16 protein-coding genes are annotated in these 16,343 nt (G+C 70.9%); 15 read left to right on the plus strand and 1 reads right to left on the minus strand.

What is annotated here, in order from left to right:
* The first annotated feature begins 77 nt into the window (after nucleotides 1-77).
* From SL103_RS12075 to nusB, 3 genes are all read left to right on the plus strand, one after another.
* Nucleotides 78-1,184: an aminopeptidase P family protein gene (locus SL103_RS12075; protein ID WP_069568854.1), complete on the plus strand. Its 1,107-nt coding sequence runs from the start codon at nucleotides 78-80 to the stop codon at nucleotides 1,182-1,184.
* Between the two features lie 66 nt (nucleotides 1,185-1,250).
* Nucleotides 1,251-1,817: an elongation factor P gene (gene efp, locus SL103_RS12080; protein WP_069568855.1), complete on the plus strand. Its 567-nt coding sequence runs from the start codon at nucleotides 1,251-1,253 to the stop codon at nucleotides 1,815-1,817.
* 2 nt (nucleotides 1,818-1,819) lie between these two features.
* Entirely contained in the window at nucleotides 1,820-2,251 is a 432-nt protein-coding gene (gene nusB / locus SL103_RS12085) for a transcription antitermination factor NusB (RefSeq protein WP_069568856.1), read from the plus strand.
* Nucleotides 2,252-2,553: 302 nt separating this feature from the next.
* Here nusB and bldD read toward each other — a convergent pair whose 3' ends face one another.
* Nucleotides 2,554-3,054 carry a transcriptional regulator BldD gene (gene bldD, locus SL103_RS12090; RefSeq protein ID WP_030412006.1) on the minus strand — a complete coding sequence of 167 codons (501 nt, stop codon included), beginning with the start codon at nucleotides 3,052-3,054 and terminating at the stop codon, nucleotides 2,554-2,556.
* A gap of 219 nt (nucleotides 3,055-3,273) precedes the next feature.
* On the opposite strand from bldD, the gene pyrR reads away from it, so the two are divergent.
* The 12 genes from pyrR (at nucleotide 3,274) to coaBC (ending at nucleotide 16,306) form a co-directional block, all read left to right on the plus strand.
* Nucleotides 3,274-3,864 (plus strand): bifunctional pyr operon transcriptional regulator/uracil phosphoribosyltransferase PyrR, encoded by a 591-nt coding sequence (gene pyrR / locus SL103_RS12095; RefSeq protein WP_069568857.1) that lies wholly within the window; start codon nucleotides 3,274-3,276, stop codon nucleotides 3,862-3,864.
* A gap of 93 nt (nucleotides 3,865-3,957) precedes the next feature.
* The gene (locus tag SL103_RS12100) at nucleotides 3,958-4,962 is read left to right on the plus strand and encodes an aspartate carbamoyltransferase catalytic subunit (RefSeq protein ID WP_069568858.1); all 1,005 of its coding nucleotides are present in this window, start codon (nucleotides 3,958-3,960) and stop codon (nucleotides 4,960-4,962) included.
* Between the two features lie 26 nt (nucleotides 4,963-4,988).
* Nucleotides 4,989-6,275 carry a dihydroorotase gene (locus SL103_RS12105; protein WP_069568859.1) on the plus strand — a complete coding sequence of 429 codons (1,287 nt, stop codon included), beginning with the start codon at nucleotides 4,989-4,991 and terminating at the stop codon, nucleotides 6,273-6,275.
* Nucleotides 6,272-6,865 carry a hypothetical protein gene (locus tag SL103_RS12110; RefSeq protein WP_069568860.1) on the plus strand — a complete coding sequence of 198 codons (594 nt, stop codon included), beginning with the start codon at nucleotides 6,272-6,274 and terminating at the stop codon, nucleotides 6,863-6,865. The genes SL103_RS12105 and SL103_RS12110 overlap by 4 nt, the downstream gene beginning before the upstream one ends.
* Complete coding sequence (gene carA, locus SL103_RS12115) at nucleotides 6,862-8,046, plus strand: glutamine-hydrolyzing carbamoyl-phosphate synthase small subunit (protein WP_069568861.1); 1,185 nt, start codon at nucleotides 6,862-6,864, stop codon at nucleotides 8,044-8,046. Before SL103_RS12110 ends, carA begins: the two co-directional genes overlap by 4 nt.
* The gene (carB, locus tag SL103_RS12120; RefSeq protein ID WP_069568862.1) at nucleotides 8,039-11,347 is read left to right on the plus strand and encodes a carbamoyl-phosphate synthase large subunit; all 3,309 of its coding nucleotides are present in this window, start codon (nucleotides 8,039-8,041) and stop codon (nucleotides 11,345-11,347) included. Before carA ends, carB begins: the two co-directional genes overlap by 8 nt.
* A gap of 55 nt (nucleotides 11,348-11,402) precedes the next feature.
* On the plus strand, nucleotides 11,403-12,512 hold the full coding sequence (locus tag SL103_RS12125) for a quinone-dependent dihydroorotate dehydrogenase (RefSeq protein ID WP_069568863.1): 1,110 nt from the start codon (nucleotides 11,403-11,405) through the stop codon (nucleotides 12,510-12,512).
* Complete coding sequence (pyrF, locus tag SL103_RS12130) at nucleotides 12,509-13,345, plus strand: orotidine-5'-phosphate decarboxylase (RefSeq protein WP_069568864.1); 837 nt, start codon at nucleotides 12,509-12,511, stop codon at nucleotides 13,343-13,345. The genes SL103_RS12125 and pyrF overlap by 4 nt, the downstream gene beginning before the upstream one ends.
* 215 nt (nucleotides 13,346-13,560) lie before the next feature.
* Nucleotides 13,561-13,884, plus strand: a complete 324-nt coding sequence (locus tag SL103_RS12135; protein ID WP_006607450.1) for an integration host factor — start codon at nucleotides 13,561-13,563, stop codon at nucleotides 13,882-13,884.
* Between the two features lie 38 nt (nucleotides 13,885-13,922).
* Nucleotides 13,923-14,543 carry a guanylate kinase gene (gene gmk / locus SL103_RS12140; RefSeq protein ID WP_069568865.1) on the plus strand — a complete coding sequence of 207 codons (621 nt, stop codon included), beginning with the start codon at nucleotides 13,923-13,925 and terminating at the stop codon, nucleotides 14,541-14,543.
* A gap of 105 nt (nucleotides 14,544-14,648) precedes the next feature.
* Entirely contained in the window at nucleotides 14,649-14,921 is a 273-nt protein-coding gene (gene rpoZ / locus SL103_RS12145) for a DNA-directed RNA polymerase subunit omega (protein ID WP_005319902.1), read from the plus strand.
* Between the two features lie 146 nt (nucleotides 14,922-15,067).
* Nucleotides 15,068-16,306, plus strand: coding sequence for a bifunctional phosphopantothenoylcysteine decarboxylase/phosphopantothenate--cysteine ligase CoaBC (gene coaBC, locus SL103_RS12150; RefSeq protein WP_069568866.1), 1,239 nt, complete (start codon nucleotides 15,068-15,070; stop codon nucleotides 16,304-16,306).
* The last annotated feature ends 37 nt before the right edge of the window (nucleotides 16,307-16,343 follow it).

The following is a 16,343-nucleotide window of genomic DNA, read 5'->3' on the forward strand; positions in this document are numbered from 1 at the left end:
AGCCCCGGCCGCCCGGCGGTCCCCCGGGCGGCGGCGCTCGACCGGCCGCCCCGGGGGAGCCGCCGTACGCTCGTGATATGTCCGAGTTGTACGCGGCCCGACGCACGCGGCTGCGCGACCGCTGCGCCGCAACCGGAAGTGCCGCAGCCCTGATCTCGCGCCCCGCGAACGTGCGCTACCTCACCGGCTGCGCACCACCGGGCGCCGCCCTGCTGCTGGGTCCGACCGACGACGTGCTGCTGTGCGGCGGCCCGCTGAGCGGTGACCCGAGCGAGGGGCGGCCGGTCGACGACGTACGGGTCGCGGTGCTGCCGGCCCGCGGCGGCGACCCGGTCGTGGCCGGCGCCGACCTGGCCGCGACGGCCGGTGCCGACACCCTGGCCGTCGAGGAGCACCACCTCACCGTCACCCGGCACCGGGCGCTCACCCAGGTCGCGCCCCGGCTGCGGCTGACCGACATGGCGTGCGCGGTCGAGGCGCAGCGGCTGGTCAAGGACGACGACGAGATCGCCTGTCTGCGGATCGCCGCGGAGATCGCCGACCAGGCGCTGGGTGAGCTGCTGGAATCGATTCTCGTGGGCCGTACCGAGCGGCATCTCGCGCTCGAACTGGAGCGCCGGCTGGTGGACCACGGCGCGGACGGCCCGGCCTTCCCCACCTCCGTCGCGACCGGCCCGAACGCCGGCCGCCCCGGCCATCTGCCCACCGACCGGCGGGTGGAGGAGGGCGATTTCCTGAGCGTGGGCCTGGGCGCCAACTACCGCGGCTACCGCTGTGAGATCGGCCGGACCTTCGTCATCGGCACCACGCCCTCGGACTGGCAGATCGAGCTGTACGATCTCGTTTTCGCAGCCCAGCGGGCCGGGCGGGAGGCGCTCGCACCGGGCGTCGAGTGCCGCGAGGTGGACCGGGTGACGCGCCATGTGCTCGACGCGGCGGGCTACGGCGAGCGGCTCGGCCCGTGGACCGGGCACGGCGTGGGACTCGAAATCGACGAGGACCCTCAGTTGTCCCCGTCCGCCATGGGTAAACTGGACGCTTGCGTGCCGGTCACCGTCGAGCCGGGGGTTCACATCCCGGGCCGTGGGGGTGTCCGGATCGACGACACACTCGTCGTCCGCCCCGAGGCGGACGGCGGGCCCGAGCTACTCACGATCACGACCAAGGAGCTGCTCGCACTCTGAGCCGGAGCGGCTCGGTGGGCGTCGCTCCCCGGTTCCACCACCTGCAGTCCAGGAGATTCCGCAACCGTGGCATCCACGAACGACCTCAAGAACGGCATGGTGCTCAAGCTCGAAGGCGGCCAGCTCTGGTCCGTCGTCGAGTTCCAGCACGTCAAGCCCGGCAAGGGCCCGGCCTTCGTCCGCACCAAGCTCAAGAACGTGCTGTCCGGCAAGGTGGTGGACAAGACCTTCAACGCCGGTGTGAAGGTCGAGACGGCCACTGTCGACAAGCGTGGGATGCAGTTCTCGTACATGGACGGCGAGTACTTCGTCTTCATGGATATGGACACCTACGACCAGCTGCACGTCGACCGCAAGTCCGTCGGTGACGCCGCCAACTTCCTCATCGAGGGCTTCGAGGCCGTCGTCGCGCAGCACGAGGGCGAGGTGCTCTACGTCGAGCTGCCGGCCGCCGTCGAGCTGGTCGTCCAGGAGACCGAGCCGGGCGTCCAGGGTGACCGCTCCACCGGTGGCACCAAGCCGGCCACGCTGGAGACCGGCCACCAGATCCAGGTGCCGCTCTTCATCACCACCGGTGAGAAGATCAAGGTCGACACCCGCACGAGCGACTACCTCGGCCGGGTGAACAGCTAACCGTGGCTGCCCGCACCAAGGCCCGTAAGCGCGCCTTCCAGATCCTCTTCGAGGCCGATCAGCGCGGTGCCGACGTGCAGTCCGTGCTCGCGGACTGGATGCGTCACGCCCGGACCGACCCCCGGCAGCCGCCGGTGAACGAGTACACCCTGCAGTTGGTCGAGGGGTACGCGGACCACATCGCCCGTATCGACGAGCTCATCTCCACCTACTCGGTCGACTGGGACCTGGACCGGATGCCGGCGGCCGACCGCTCCATCCTGCGTCTGGGCGCCTTCGAGCTGCTGTGGATGGACGAGACGCCGGACGCGGTGGCGATCGACGAAGCCGTTCAGCTCGCCAAGGAGTTCTCCACGGACGACTCGCCGGCCTTCGTCAACGGCCTCCTCGGCCGGCTCAAGGAGCTGAAGCCGGGCCTGCGCCGCGAGGCGTAGGCGGTCGGCAGAGCGAACCGAAAGGGCCCGGAGCAAGGGGATTGCTCCGGGCCCTTCGTATGCCCTCAGAACGCCGCCGGAGGGCGCGGAAGGGTGATCGGTGCCCCAGGCGTGCCCGCGGGCGCGTGACGGCGCACACAGCGGCGTGCACGGTGGCGTACGCGCCGGTGCACGGCACGCGGTACCGGCGCGCGCGACGGAAGGGGCGGGGATCGCGGGTGGACGGGGGGAAAGCGGGGCAGACACAAACCGCCGCCCCGGATTCCCGGGGCGGCGGTACGTTTCTGCAGGTGCTGGAGGGGTCAGATCTCCTCGTGCGACACCGCGCGGCGGGCGTCGGCGTCCAGCACACCCCAGCTGATCAGCTGCTCGGTCAGCACCGAGGGCGACTGGTCGTAGATCACGGCGAGGGTGCGCAGGTCGTCCTGGCGGATCGAGAGCACCTTGCCGTTGTAGTCGCCGCGCTGGCTCTGGATCGTGGCGGCGTAGCGCTGCAGCGGGCCGGCCTTCTCCTGCGGGACGTGGGCCAGGCGCTCCAGGTCGAGCACCAGCTTCGGCGGGGGCTCGGCCGCGCCGCCGGGCGTCGTGCCCGGCAGCAGCTCCTGCACCGGAACGCCGTAGAAGTCCGCCAGCTCGGCGAGGCGCTGCACGGTCACGGCACGGTCGCCGCGCTCGTACGATCCCACCACCACGGCCTTCCAGCGGCCCTGGGACTTCTCCTCGACGCCGTGGAGGGAAAGGCCCTGCTGGGTGCGGATGGCGCGGAGTTTGGCCCCGAGCTGTTTGGCGTATTCGCTGGACATAAGGCTCCCCGGACGCTGTGTCGAAATGCGGCTCAGCCGCGGGCTGGTAACTCACTGTGAGGTTACGCAGCGTAATCTGACTTCGTCAAGCGGAATGGGTCAGACCCTCACCCGTCAGGGGTGCGAACCGGTCCTGGAGGGCCTCCTGCTAACCTGACTGCGTAATTCCGACGTCCTTTAAGGTCCGTCCCGTGAGGCGGAGAAGGAGGTCCGTTTCGTATGGACGCAAACAGTTCCGACGCGGGAGTCAGGCTCGCCGCGCGCCCGGTGCTCGAAGGCCCGGACATGGCGCGCATGCTGACGCGCATCGCCCACGAGATCGTCGAGCGCGCCAAGGGCGCGGACGACGTGGTGCTCCTGGGGATCCCCACCCGCGGTGTCTTCCTCGCCCGGCGGCTGGCCGCCAAGCTGGAGGAGATCACCGGCCGGGCCGTGCCGGTCGGCTCGCTCGACATCACGATGTACCGCGACGACCTGCGCCTGGGCCCGGCCCGCGCGCTGGCCCGCACGGAGATCCCCGCCGACGGCATCGAGGGCCGGCTCGTCCTGCTCGTCGACGACGTCCTCTTCTCCGGCCGTACGATCCGCGCCGCGCTGGACGCCCTGGGCGACATCGGCCGGCCGCGCGCCGTCCAGCTCGCGGTCCTCGTCGACCGCGGCCACCGCGAGCTGCCGATCCGTGCCGACTACGTAGGCAAGAACCTCCCGACGTCGCTGCGGGAGACGGTCAAGGTCCAGCTCACCGAGGAGGACGGCCGGGACGCCGTGCTGCTCGGCGCAAAGGAAGCCGCCCCGGCCGGCGAGCGCTAGCGCACCGCACACGGACCCGGTGAACCCGGGCCCGCAGGCATGCCCGCTCAACGGACATACCCGTACACCTCCTTCACCCACGGAGAAAACCGGATGAAGCGTCACCTCATCTCGGCCGCCGACCTCACCCGCGACGACGCCGTGCTGATCCTCGACACCGCCGAGGAGATGGCCCGGGTAGCGGACCGGCCGATCAAGAAGCTCCCGACCCTGCGCGGACGCACCGTCTGCAACCTCTTCTTCGAGGACTCGACCCGGACCCGCATCTCCTTCGAAGCCGCCGAGAAGCGGCTCTCCGCGGACGTGATCAACTTCGCCGCCAAGGGCTCCAGCGTCTCCAAGGGCGAGTCCCTGAAGGACACCGCCCAGACCCTGGAGGCCATGGGCGTCGACGCCGTCGTCATCCGGCACGGCGCCTCCGGCGCCCCCTACCGGCTCGCCAACTCCGGCTGGATCGACGCCCCCGTCATCAACGCCGGCGACGGCACGCACCAGCACCCCACCCAGGCCCTGCTGGACGCCTTCACCATGCGCCGCCGGCTCATCGGTCCGGACGCCGGGCTCGGCCAGGACCTCGCCGGCCGGCGGATCACCCTCGTCGGCGACGTGCTGCACAGCCGGGTCGCGCGCTCCAACGTCGACCTGCTGCACACGCTGGGCGCCGAGGTGACCCTCGTCGCCCCGCCCACCCTGGTGCCGGTCGGCGTCGAGACCTGGCCCTGCGAGGTGTCGTACGACCTGGACAGCGTGCTGCCGAAGTCCGACGCCGTGATGATGCTGCGGGTGCAGCGCGAGCGGATGAACGCCGCCTTCTTCCCGACCGAGCGCGAGTACTCGCGCCGCTACGGCCTGGACGGCGAGCGGATGGCGCGGATGCCCGAGCACGCCCTCGTGATGCACCCCGGCCCGATGGTCCGCGGCATGGAGATCACCGCCGAGGTCGCCGACTCCGACCGCTGCACGGTCATCGAGCAGGTGGCCAACGGTGTGTCCGTCCGCATGGCCGTCCTCTACCTGCTCCTGGGCGGCAACGAGCCGGCCGTCGCCCACCCGTCGCCCGCCGCCACCCGCACGACGCGCTCCGCGCCCGCCTCTTGATCCCGTACCGAGGAGAAGTAAGAACCATGAGCAAGATCCTTATCCGCGGTGCGAAGGTGCTCGGCGGGGAGCCGCAGGAGGTCCTGATCGACGGTGAGACGATCGCCCGGGTCGGCACCGGTATCGACGCCGGTGACGCGAGCGTCGTCGAAGCCGGCGGCAAGATCCTGCTGCCCGGCCTGGTCGACCTGCACACCCACCTGCGCGAGCCCGGCCGCGAGGACTCCGAGACCGTCCTCACCGGCACCCGGGCCGCCGCCAGCGGCGGCTACACCGCGGTGTTCGCCATGGCCAACACCTTCCCGGTGGCCGACACCGCCGGCGTCGTCGAGCAGGTCTACCGGCTCGGCCAGGAGCACGGCTACTGCGACGTGCAGCCCATCGGTGCCGTCACCGTCGGCCTGGAGGGCAAGAAGCTCGCCGAGCTGGGCGCCATGCACGAGTCCGCCGCCGGCGTCACCGTCTTCTCGGACGACGGCAAGTGCGTGGACGACGCCGTGATCATGCGCCGGGCCCTGGAGTACGTGAAGGCGTTCGGCGGCGTCGTCGCGCAGCACGCCCAGGAGCCGCGGCTGACCGAGGGCGCCCAGATGAACGAGGGCATCGTCTCGGCGGAGCTCGGGCTCGGCGGCTGGCCGGCCGTCGCCGAGGAGTCGATCATCGCCCGGGACGTGCTGCTCGCCGAGCACGTCGGCTCGCGGGTGCACATCTGCCACCTGTCGACCGCCGGCAGCGTCGAGATCGTGCGCTGGGCCAAGTCCCGCGGCATCGACGTCACGGCCGAGGTCACCCCGCACCACCTGCTCCTCACCGACGAGATGGTGCGCACGTACAACCCGGTCTACAAGGTCAACCCGCCGCTGCGGACCGAGCGCGACGTCATGGCGCTGCGCGAGGCCCTCGCCGACGGCACGATCGACATCGTCGCCACCGACCACGCCCCGCACCCGCACGAGGACAAGGACTGCGAGTGGGCCGCGGCCGCCATGGGCATGGTGGGCCTGGAGACCGCGCTGTCGGTCGTCCAGCAGACGATGGTCGAGACGGGCCTGCTGACCTGGGCGGACGTCGCCGACCGGATGTCCTTCGCGCCGGCGCGGATCGGCCGGGCGCAGGGCCACGGCCGCCCCGTCTCGGCTGGTGAGCCCGCCAACCTCACGCTGGTCGATTCCGCTTACCGTGGAGAGGTGGACCCCGCGGGCTTCGCCTCCCGCAGCCGCAACACCCCCTACGAGGGCCGTGAGCTGCCGGGGCGTGTGACCCACACCTTCCTGCGGGGCCGGGCAACGCTCGTCGACGGGAAGCTCGCGTGACTCCTTCACTCATCCACCTGGCCGAGGCGCAGAAGTCCGCGCCGGTCACCGACTGGGCCGCACGGATCGGCTGGGTCGTCGGCCTGCTGGTCTTCGTCGCCTTCGTCTACTGGCTGATGCGTCAGGGCTGGAAGTGGCGCGGCACGCTCCAGGGCGACCTGCCCGAGCTGCCCGGAACGCCCGCCGACGCGGGCGAGCCCCGGCTCACGCTCAGCGGCCGCTACCACGGCTCCACCACCGCCGGGCAGTGGCTCGACCGCATCGTCGCCCGCGGCCTGGGCACCCGCAGCCGCGTCGAGCTGACCCTGACCGACCAGGGCCTGGACGTCGTGCGGCCGGGCGCCACGAGCTTCTTCGTGCCGGCCGCCGCACTGCGCGGCGCCCGCCTCGACAAGGGCATCGCCGGCAAGGTCCTCACCGAGGGCGGCCTGCTGATCGTCACCTGGCGGCACGGGGACCGGGAGATCGACTCCGGCTTCCGCTCCGACCGGGCCGCCGACCACGCCGCCTGGGTCGAGGCCCTCAACACCCTCAGCACCACCCACACCACGACCACCACCGAGCACACCGAAACGGAAGGCGCACGATGACGACCTCCACCAGGGGTACCGCCCACGGCACAAGGGGGATCCCCGCCGTACTCGTCCTGGAGGACGGCCGTACCTTCCACGGCCGTGCCTACGGGGCCGTGGGGGAGACCTTCGGCGAAGCGGTGTTCTCCACCGGCATGACCGGCTACCAGGAGACGCTGACCGACCCCTCGTACCACCGCCAGGTCGTCGTGATGACCGCCCCGCACATCGGCAACACCGGTGTGAACGACGAGGACCCCGAGTCGCAGCGGATCTGGGTCGCCGGCTACGTCGTCCGCGACCCCGCCCGCATCCCGTCCAACTGGCGCTCGGTGCGCTCCCTCGACGACGAGCTGGTCGCCCAGGGCATCGTCGGCATCAGCGGCGTGGACACCCGGGCGCTCACCCGCCACCTGCGCGAGCGCGGCGCCATGCGGGTCGGCATCTTCTCCGGCGACGCGCTGCCCGACGCGGGCACCATGCTCGCCAAGGTGCGCCAGGCCCCGGAGATGAAGGGCGCCGACCTCTCGGCGCAGGTCGCCACCAAGGAGGCGTACGTCGTCCCGGCGATCGGCGAGAAGAAGTTCACCGTCGCCGCGATCGACCTGGGCATCAAGGGCATGACCCCGCACCGCATGGCCGAGCGCGGCATCGAGGTGCACGTGCTGCCCGCCACGGCCACCGTCGAGGACGTCTACGCGGTCGAGCCGGACGGCGTGTTCTTCTCCAACGGACCGGGCGACCCGGCCACCGCCGACCACCCCGTCTCCGTCATGCGCGGAGTGCTGGAGCGCAGGACGCCGCTGTTCGGCATCTGCTTCGGCAACCAGATCCTGGGCCGCGCGCTGGGCTTCGGCACCTACAAGCTCAAGTACGGCCACCGCGGCATCAACCAGCCGGTGCAGGACCGTACGACCGGCAAGGTCGAGGTCACCGCGCACAACCACGGATTCGCCGTCGACGCCCCGCTCGACAAGGTTTCCGACACCCCCTTCGGCCGCGCCGAGGTCTCCCACGTCTGCCTCAATGACAACGTGGTGGAGGGCCTCCAGCTGCTCGACCAGCCGGCCTTCAGCGTCCAGTACCACCCCGAGGCCGCCGCGGGTCCGCACGACGCCGCGTACCTCTTCGACCGCTTCGTCGCGCTCATGGGCGACGACAACCAGCACAGCGTTTCCCTGGAGGGCCAGCGTGCCTAAGCGCACCGATATCCAGTCCGTCCTGGTCATCGGCTCCGGCCCGATCGTCATCGGCCAGGCCGCCGAGTTCGACTACTCCGGTACCCAGGCGTGCCGGGTCCTCAAGTCCGAGGGCCTGCGCGTCATCCTGGTCAACTCCAACCCGGCGACGATCATGACCGACCCGGAGATCGCCGACGCGACGTACGTCGAGCCGATCACCCCCGAGTTCGTCGAGAAGATCATCGCCAAGGAGCGCCCGGACGCGCTCCTGCCGACCCTCGGCGGCCAGACGGCCCTGAACACGGCCATCTCGCTGCACGAGGCCGGCACCCTCGACAAGTACGGCGTCGAACTGATCGGCGCCAACGTCGAGGCCATCAACAAGGGTGAGGACCGGGACCTCTTCAAGGAGGTCGTCGAGGCCGTCCGCCAGAAGATCGGCCACGGTGAGTCCGCCCGCTCGGTCATCTGCCACTCCATGGAGGACGTCCTCGCGGGCGTCGACGAGCTCGGCGGCTACCCCGTCGTCGTCCGCCCCTCCTTCACCATGGGCGGCGCCGGCTCCGGCTTCGCGCACGACGAGGAGGAGCTGCGCCGGATCGCCGGCCAGGGCCTGACGCTCTCCCCGACCACCGAGGTGCTCCTGGAGGAGTCCATCCTCGGCTGGAAGGAGTACGAGCTGGAGCTGATGCGCGACAAGAACGACAACGTCGTGGTCGTCTGCTCCATCGAGAACTTCGACCCGATGGGCGTGCACACCGGCGACTCGATCACCGTCGCGCCGGCCATGACGCTCACCGACCGCGAGTACCAGATCCTGCGCGACGTCGGCATCGCGGTCATCCGCGAGGTCGGCGTGGACACCGGCGGCTGCAACATCCAGTTCGCGGTCAACCCCGAGGACGGCCGGGTCATCGTCATCGAGATGAACCCCCGGGTCTCGCGCTCCTCGGCGCTGGCCTCCAAGGCCACCGGCTTCCCGATCGCGAAGATCGCCGCCCGGCTCGCCGTCGGTTACACCCTCGACGAGATCCCGAACGACATCACCGAGCAGACCCCGGCCTCCTTCGAGCCGACGCTCGACTACGTCGTCGTCAAGGTGCCGCGGTTCGCCTTCGAGAAGTTCCCGGCCGCCGACGCCACGCTGACCACCACCATGAAGTCGGTCGGCGAGGCCATGGCGATCGGCCGCAACTTCCCCGAGGCGCTCAACAAGGCGCTGCGCTCGCTGGAGAAGAAGGGCAGCCAGTTCGACTTCGTCACCGAGCCCGGTGACAAGGCCGCGCTGCTGGAGAAGGCCCAGGTCCCCACCGACGGCCGGATCAACACGGTCATGGCGGCGATCCGCGCGGGCGCGACCCCGCAGGAGGTCTTCGACGCCACGAAGATCGACCCCTGGTTCGTCGACCAGCTCTTCCTCGTCAAGGAGATCGCCGACGAGATCGCCGGTGCCGACAAGCTCGGCCCGGAGATCCTTGCGGAAGCAAAGCGCTACGGCTTCTCCGACGCCCAGATCGCGGCGATCCGCGGTCTGCGGGAGGACGTCGTCCGCGAGGTTCGGCACGCGCTCGGCGTCCGCCCCGTCTACAAGACGGTCGACACCTGCGCCGCCGAGTTCGCCGCGAAGACGCCGTACTTCTACTCCTCCTACGACGAGGAGACCGAGGTCGCGCCGCGCGAGAAGCCGGCCGTGATCATCCTCGGCTCCGGCCCCAACCGCATCGGCCAGGGCATCGAGTTCGACTACTCCTGCGTCCACGCCTCGTTCGCGCTCAGCGACGCCGGCTACGAGACCGTGATGGTCAACTGCAACCCGGAGACCGTCTCGACGGACTACGACACCTCCGACCGCCTGTACTTCGAGCCGCTGACGCTGGAAGACGTGCTGGAGATCGTGCACGCCGAGACCCAGGCCGGCCCGGTCGCCGGCGTCATCGTCCAGCTCGGCGGGCAGACCCCGCTGGGCCTGGCGCAGGCGCTCAAGGACAACGGCGTGCCGATCGTCGGCACCTCGCCCGAGGCCATCGACCTCGCCGAGGAGCGCGGCGCCTTCGGCCGGGTGCTGACCGAGGCCGGCCTGCCGGCCCCCAAGTACGGCACCGCCTTCTCCTTCGACGAGGCCAAGCGGATCGCCACCGAGATCGGTTACCCGGTCATGGTGCGCCCGTCGTACGTGCTCGGCGGCCGCGGCATGGAGATCGTCTACGACGAGCCCTCGCTCGGTGAGTACCTCACCCGCCACGCCGGCCTCATCGACCGCCACCCGGTCCTCATCGACCGCTTCCTCGACGACGCCATAGAGATCGACGTCGACGCGCTCTACGACGGCCACGAGCTCTACCTCGGCGGCGTCATGGAGCACATCGAGGAGGCCGGCATCCACTCCGGCGACTCCGCCTGCGCGCTGCCCCCGATCACCCTCGGCGGCTTCGACATCAAGCGGCTGCGCGCCTCCACCGAGGCCATCGCCAAGGGCGTCGGCGTCCGCGGACTGATCAACATCCAGTTCGCGATGGCCGGGGACATCCTCTACGTCCTGGAGGCCAACCCGCGCGCCTCCCGCACGGTGCCCTTCACCTCGAAGGCCACCGCGGTGCCGCTGGCCAAGGCCGCGGCGCGGATCTCGCTGGGCGCCACCGTCGCCGAGCTGCGCGCCGAGGGCATGCTGCCGAAGACCGGCGACGGCGGCACGCTGCCGCTGGACGCGCCGATCTCGGTCAAGGAAGCCGTGATGCCCTGGTCGCGCTTCCGCGACGCCTCCGGCCGCGGCGTGGACACCGTCCTCGGCCCGGAGATGCGCTCCACCGGCGAGGTCATGGGCATCGACTCGGTCTTCGGCACCGCCTACGCCAAGTCGCAGTCCGGCGCCTACGGGGCGCTGCCCACCAAGGGCCGTGCCTTCGTCTCCGTCGCCAACCGGGACAAGCGCTCGATGATCTTCCCGGCCCGTGAGCTGGTCGCGCACGGCTTCGAGCTGCTCGCCACCTCCGGCACCGCCGAGGTGCTGCGCCGCAACGGCATCAACGCCACCGTGGTGCGCAAGCAGTCCGAGGGCGAGGGCCCGAACGGCGAGAAGACCATCGTCCAGCTCATCCACGACGGCCAGGTCGACCTGATCGTCAACACCCCGTACGGCACCGGCGGCCGGCTGGACGGCTACGACATCCGCACCGCGGCGGTGGCCCGCTCCGTGCCCTGCCTGACCACGGTCCAGGCCCTCGCGGCCGCCGTCCAGGGCATCGAGGCGATGAACCGCGGCGACGTCGGCGTCAGGTCACTCCAGGAACACGCGGAACACCTGATCGCCGCCCGCGACTAGCAGCCCACGAGGGGGACACCGGAAACGGTGTCCCCCTCCTCATGAGGACACCACCATGTACCAGCTCTTCTTCCGGCTCTTCTTCACGCGCATGGATCCCGAGCGGGCCCACCACCTGGCCTTCGGCTGGATCTGCCGGGCCGCGCGGGTCCCCGTACTGCGGACGTTCCTGGCCGCCGCGCTCGCGCCGCGCTACAAGGAACTGCGGGTCGAGGCGTTCGGCCGCCGGATGCACGGTCCCTTCGGGCTCGCCGCCGGCTTCGACAAGAACGCGGTCGCCATCGACGGCATGACCATGCTCGGCTTCGACCACGTCGAGATCGGCACGGTCACCGCCCAGGCCCAGCCCGGAAACCCCCCGAAGCGCCTGTTCCGGCTCGTCAAGGACCGCGCGCTGATCAACCGCATGGGCTTCAACAACGACGGCTCCGCGTCCGTCGCGGCCCGCCTGGCGGCCCGCAACCCGGTCTTCCCGACCACCCTCGGCGTCAACATCGGCAAGACCAAGGTCGTCCCCGAGTCGGAGGCCGTCGGCGACTACGTCACCTCCACCGAGCGGCTGGCCGGGCACGCCGACTACCTCGTCGTCAACGTCTCCTCCCCGAACACCCCCGGCCTGCGCAACCTCCAGGCCGTCGACCACCTGCGGCCGCTGCTGACCGCGGTGCGCGAGGCGGCCGACCGTACGGTCACCGACCGCCGGGTCCCCCTCCTGGTCAAGATCGCGCCCGATCTGGCCGACGAGGACGTCGACGCGGTCGCCGACCTCGCCGTCGAACTCGGCCTGGACGGCATCATCGCCACCAACACCACCATCGCCCGCGACGGCCTGGGCCTCGCGTCCGACCCGGCGCTCGTCAAGGAGACCGGCGGCCTGTCCGGCGCCCCCCTCAAGGAGCGCTCCCTGGAGGTGCTGCGCCGCCTCTACGCCCGCGTGGGCGACCGGATCACCCTGATCGGGGTCGGCGGCATCGAGAACGCCGAGGACGCCTGGCAGCGCATCCTGGCCGGCGCCACCCTCGTCCAGGGGTACAGCGCCTTCATCTACCAGGGCCCGTTCTGGTGCCGGGCGATCCACAAGGGACTCGCCGCCCGCCTGCGCAACAGCCCGTACGCCACCCTCGCCGACGCCGTCGGCGCCGAGCACAAGAAGGTGACCGCATGACCCTGGAAGCCTTCGGCGCCCGCCTGCGCCGTGCCATGGACGAGCGCGGCCCGCTCTGCGTCGGCATCGATCCGCACGCCTCGCTGCTGGCCGACTGGGGCCTGAACGACGACGTCGCGGGCCTGGCCCGCTTCACCCGCACCGTCGTCGAGGCGCTCGGCGAGCACGTCGCCGTCTTCAAGCCACAGGCCGCGTTCTTCGAGCGGTTCGGCTCCCGCGGCCTGGCCGTACTGGAGACCGCGGTCGTGGAGGCCCGGGAGCGCGGCGCCCTGGTCGTGATGGACGCCAAGCGCGGCGACATCGGCTCGACCATGGCCGCGTACGCCGAGACCTTCCTGCGCGAGGACTCGCCGCTCTTCTCGGACGCGCTGACGGTCTCCCCGTACCTCGGCTACGGCTCGCTGAAGCCGGCCGTCGAGCTGGCCCGCGAGAGCGGTGCCGGGCTCTTCGTGCTCGCGCTGACCTCGAACCCGGAGGGCGCGGAGGTGCAGCGGGCGGTGCGCGAGGACGGCCGGACGGTCGCCGCGACGATGCTCGGCCACCTCGCCGAGGAGAACGCCGGAGAGGGGCCGCTGGGGTCCTTCGGCGCGGTGGTCGGCGCCACCCTCGGCGATCTCTCCTCGTTCGACCTGGCGATCAACGGTCCGCTGCTCGCCCCCGGCATCGGCGCACAGGGCGCCACCCCCGCCGACCTGCCCACCGTCTTCGGGAAGAGCGTGCGCAACGTCGTCCCGAGCGTCAGCCGGGGGGTGCTGCGGCACGGTCCGGACACCGCGTCGCTGCGCGCGGTGGCGGAGCGATTCACCGACGAAGTGCGGACCGCGCTCGGCTGAGGGCCTTCAGACGGGGAGTTTGGTCCCGAATTGTCCTGGTCAGCTGAGTCTGACCAGGACTTTTCGTCTGTTCTCGCTGACTCCGGCGCACTCTGCCGCTAGTCTCCGACGAGAGCAGTGCACGTAAGCGCGTTGCTCGTTGCTCCGCAGGTGCGGGGCGACTAGGTTCCACACCGGTCCGTATCCGACAGTTCGACATCCGAGGTGACGTAGGCGTGGCTCTTCCGCCCCTTACCCCTGAACAGCGCGCAGCCGCGCTCGAGAAGGCCGCCGCGGCTCGCCGGGAGCGCGCCGAGGTCAAGAATCGGCTCAAGCACTCCGGTGCCTCCCTCCATGAGGTCATCAAGCAGGGCCAGGAGAACGACGTCATCGGCAAGATGAAGGTCTCCGCCCTGCTGGAGTCCCTGCCGGGCGTCGGCAAGGTCCGCGCCAAGCAGATCATGGAGCGGCTCGGCATCTCCGAGAGCCGCCGTGTCCGGGGTCTTGGCTCCAACCAGATCGCGTCGCTGGAGCGCGAGTTCGGCAGCACCGCTTCCTGAATTTTCCGGCATCAGCGGGAAGCTGGAATAATCGCTGCATGAGTTCAGCAGTCTCCCGGGGGACGACCCCCGTATCCCCGGCCAGACAACCGCGACTGACCGTGCTCTCCGGCCCCTCGGGGGTCGGCAAGAGCACGGTCGTCGCGCATATGCGCAAGGTCCACCCCGAGGTGTGGCTCTCGGTTTCGGCCACCACCCGCAAGCCACGCCCAGGGGAGCAGCACGGCATCCAGTACTTCTTCGTCGACGACGGGGAGTTCGACAAGCTGGTCGCCAACGGCGAGCTGCTCGAATGGGCGGAGTTCGCCGGCAACCGCTACGGCACGCCGCGCCAGGCCGTGCTCGACCGCCTGGAGCGGGGCGAGCCCGTCCTGCTGGAGATCGACCTCCAGGGGGCCCGCCAGGTCCGGGAGTCCATGCCGGAGGCCCAGCTGGTGTTCCTGGCCCCGCCGAGCTGGGAGGAGCTGGTCCGCCGGCTCACCGGCCGCGGCACGGAGGCGCCCGAGGTCATCGAGCGCCGCCTGGAGGCCGCCAGGGTCGAACTGGCCGCGGAGAAGGAGTTCGACCTCACACTTGTCAACACCTCCGTCGAGGACGTCAGCCGTGAGCTGCTAGCCTTGATGCTGGACCGATCCGAGGAGCGGAAGACCAGCGGCTGACACCGCGGAGTTCCACCGGCCCCGGACCGGACAGGACTGTGCGCCTTTCCGCACGACAACCAGGCGCATCCCACCCAGGCTTCATCCCCATTCGGAAGGCAGAGAGTGTCCTCTTCCATCACCGCACCCGAGGGCATCATCAACCCGCCCATTGATGAGCTTCTCGAGGCCACCGACTCCAAGTACAGCCTCGTGATCTACGCCGCCAAGCGCGCGCGCCAGATCAACGCGTACTACTCGCAGCTCGGTGAGGGCCTGCTGGAGTACGTCGGCCCGCTCGTCGACACGCACGTCCACGAGAAGCCGCTGTCGATCGCGCTCCGCGAGATCAACGCGGGTCTGCTGACCTCCGAGGCCATCGAGGGCCCCGCGCAGTAAGCAGCACAGCACCACGTAGGGCCCGGCGGGACTCCCCCAGCTAACGCTGGGAGGTGCCCCCAGCCGGGCCCTTGGTGTGTCATAGGGGCGGGTATGCCACCGGGGCGTACCGGCGTACGGGGCCTGAGCTCGGGGAGCGGGAAGCGATGGACAAGCGGGAGCGTGAGCGGCCCAGGGTCGTCCTGGGCGTCAGCGGCGGGATCGCCGCGTACAAGGCGTGTGAGCTGCTGCGGCGGCTGACCGAGTCCGGTCACGACGTCCGGGTGGTGCCGACCGCCTCGGCGCTGCACTTCGTCGGCGAGGCCACCTGGTCGGCGCTCTCCGGCAACCCGGCCACCACCGAGGTCTGGGAGTCCGTGCACGAGGTCCCGCACGTCCGTATCGGCCAGGCCGCCGACCTCGTCGTGGTCGCCCCCGCCACCGCCGACATGCTGGCCAAGGCCGCCCACGGCCTCGCCGACGACCTGCTGACCAACACCCTGCTGACCGCCCGCTGTCCGGTGATCTTCGCCCCCGCGATGCACACCGAGATGTGGGAGAACCCCGCCACCCAGGAGAACGTCGCCACCCTGCGCCGCCGCGGCGCGCTCGTCATCGAGCCCGCGGTCGGCCGGCTGACCGGCGTCGACACCGGCAAGGGCCGTTTCCCCGACCCGGTGGAGATCTTCGAGCTCTGCCGCCGGGTGCTGGCCCGCGGCGAGCGGGGCGCCGTCGAGCCGGACCTGGCCGGCCGCCGGGTGGTGGTCACCGCCGGTGGCACCCGGGAGCCCCTGGACCCCGTCCGCTACCTGGGCAACCGCTCGTCGGGCAAGCAGGGCTACGCGCTGGCCGCCACCGCCGCGGCCCGCGGCGCCCAGGTCACCCTGATCGCGGGCAACACCGAACTGCCCGACCCGGCCGGCGTCGACGTGCTCCCCGTCGGCACCGCCCGCCAGCTCCGGGAGGCCGTGCTCAAGGCCGCGGCGGACGCCGACGCGGTGGTCATGGCCGCCGCCGTCGCCGACTTCCGGCCTGCCGCCTACGCCACCGGAAAGATCAAGAAGGTCGAGGGCCGGGAGCCGGAACCGATCGCGCTGGTCCGAAATCCGGACATCCTCGCCGAGCTGTCCGCCGACCGCGCCCGTGCCGGGCAGGTCGTCGTGGGCTTCGCCGCGGAGACCGACGACGTGCTCGCCAACGGCCGCGCCAAACTCGCCCGCAAGGGCTGTGACCTGCTGGTCGTCAATGAGGTGGGGGAGGACAAGGCGTTCGGTTCGGCGGAGAACGAGGCGGTCGTGCTGGCCTCCGACGGCAGTGAGACCCCGGTACCGTACGGGCCGAAGGACGCCCTCGCGGACCGGGTCTGGGACCTGGTGGTGCCCCGCCTGGCGGAGCGCTCGGCCTGATCCCGCGGCACGGCCGATTTCCACCCGTCGGTCACCC

The sequence above is a fragment of the Streptomyces lydicus genome (assembly GCF_001729485.1).
In the GTDB taxonomy this organism is placed as follows: Bacteria; Actinomycetota; Actinomycetes; order Streptomycetales; family Streptomycetaceae; genus Streptomyces; species Streptomyces lydicus_D.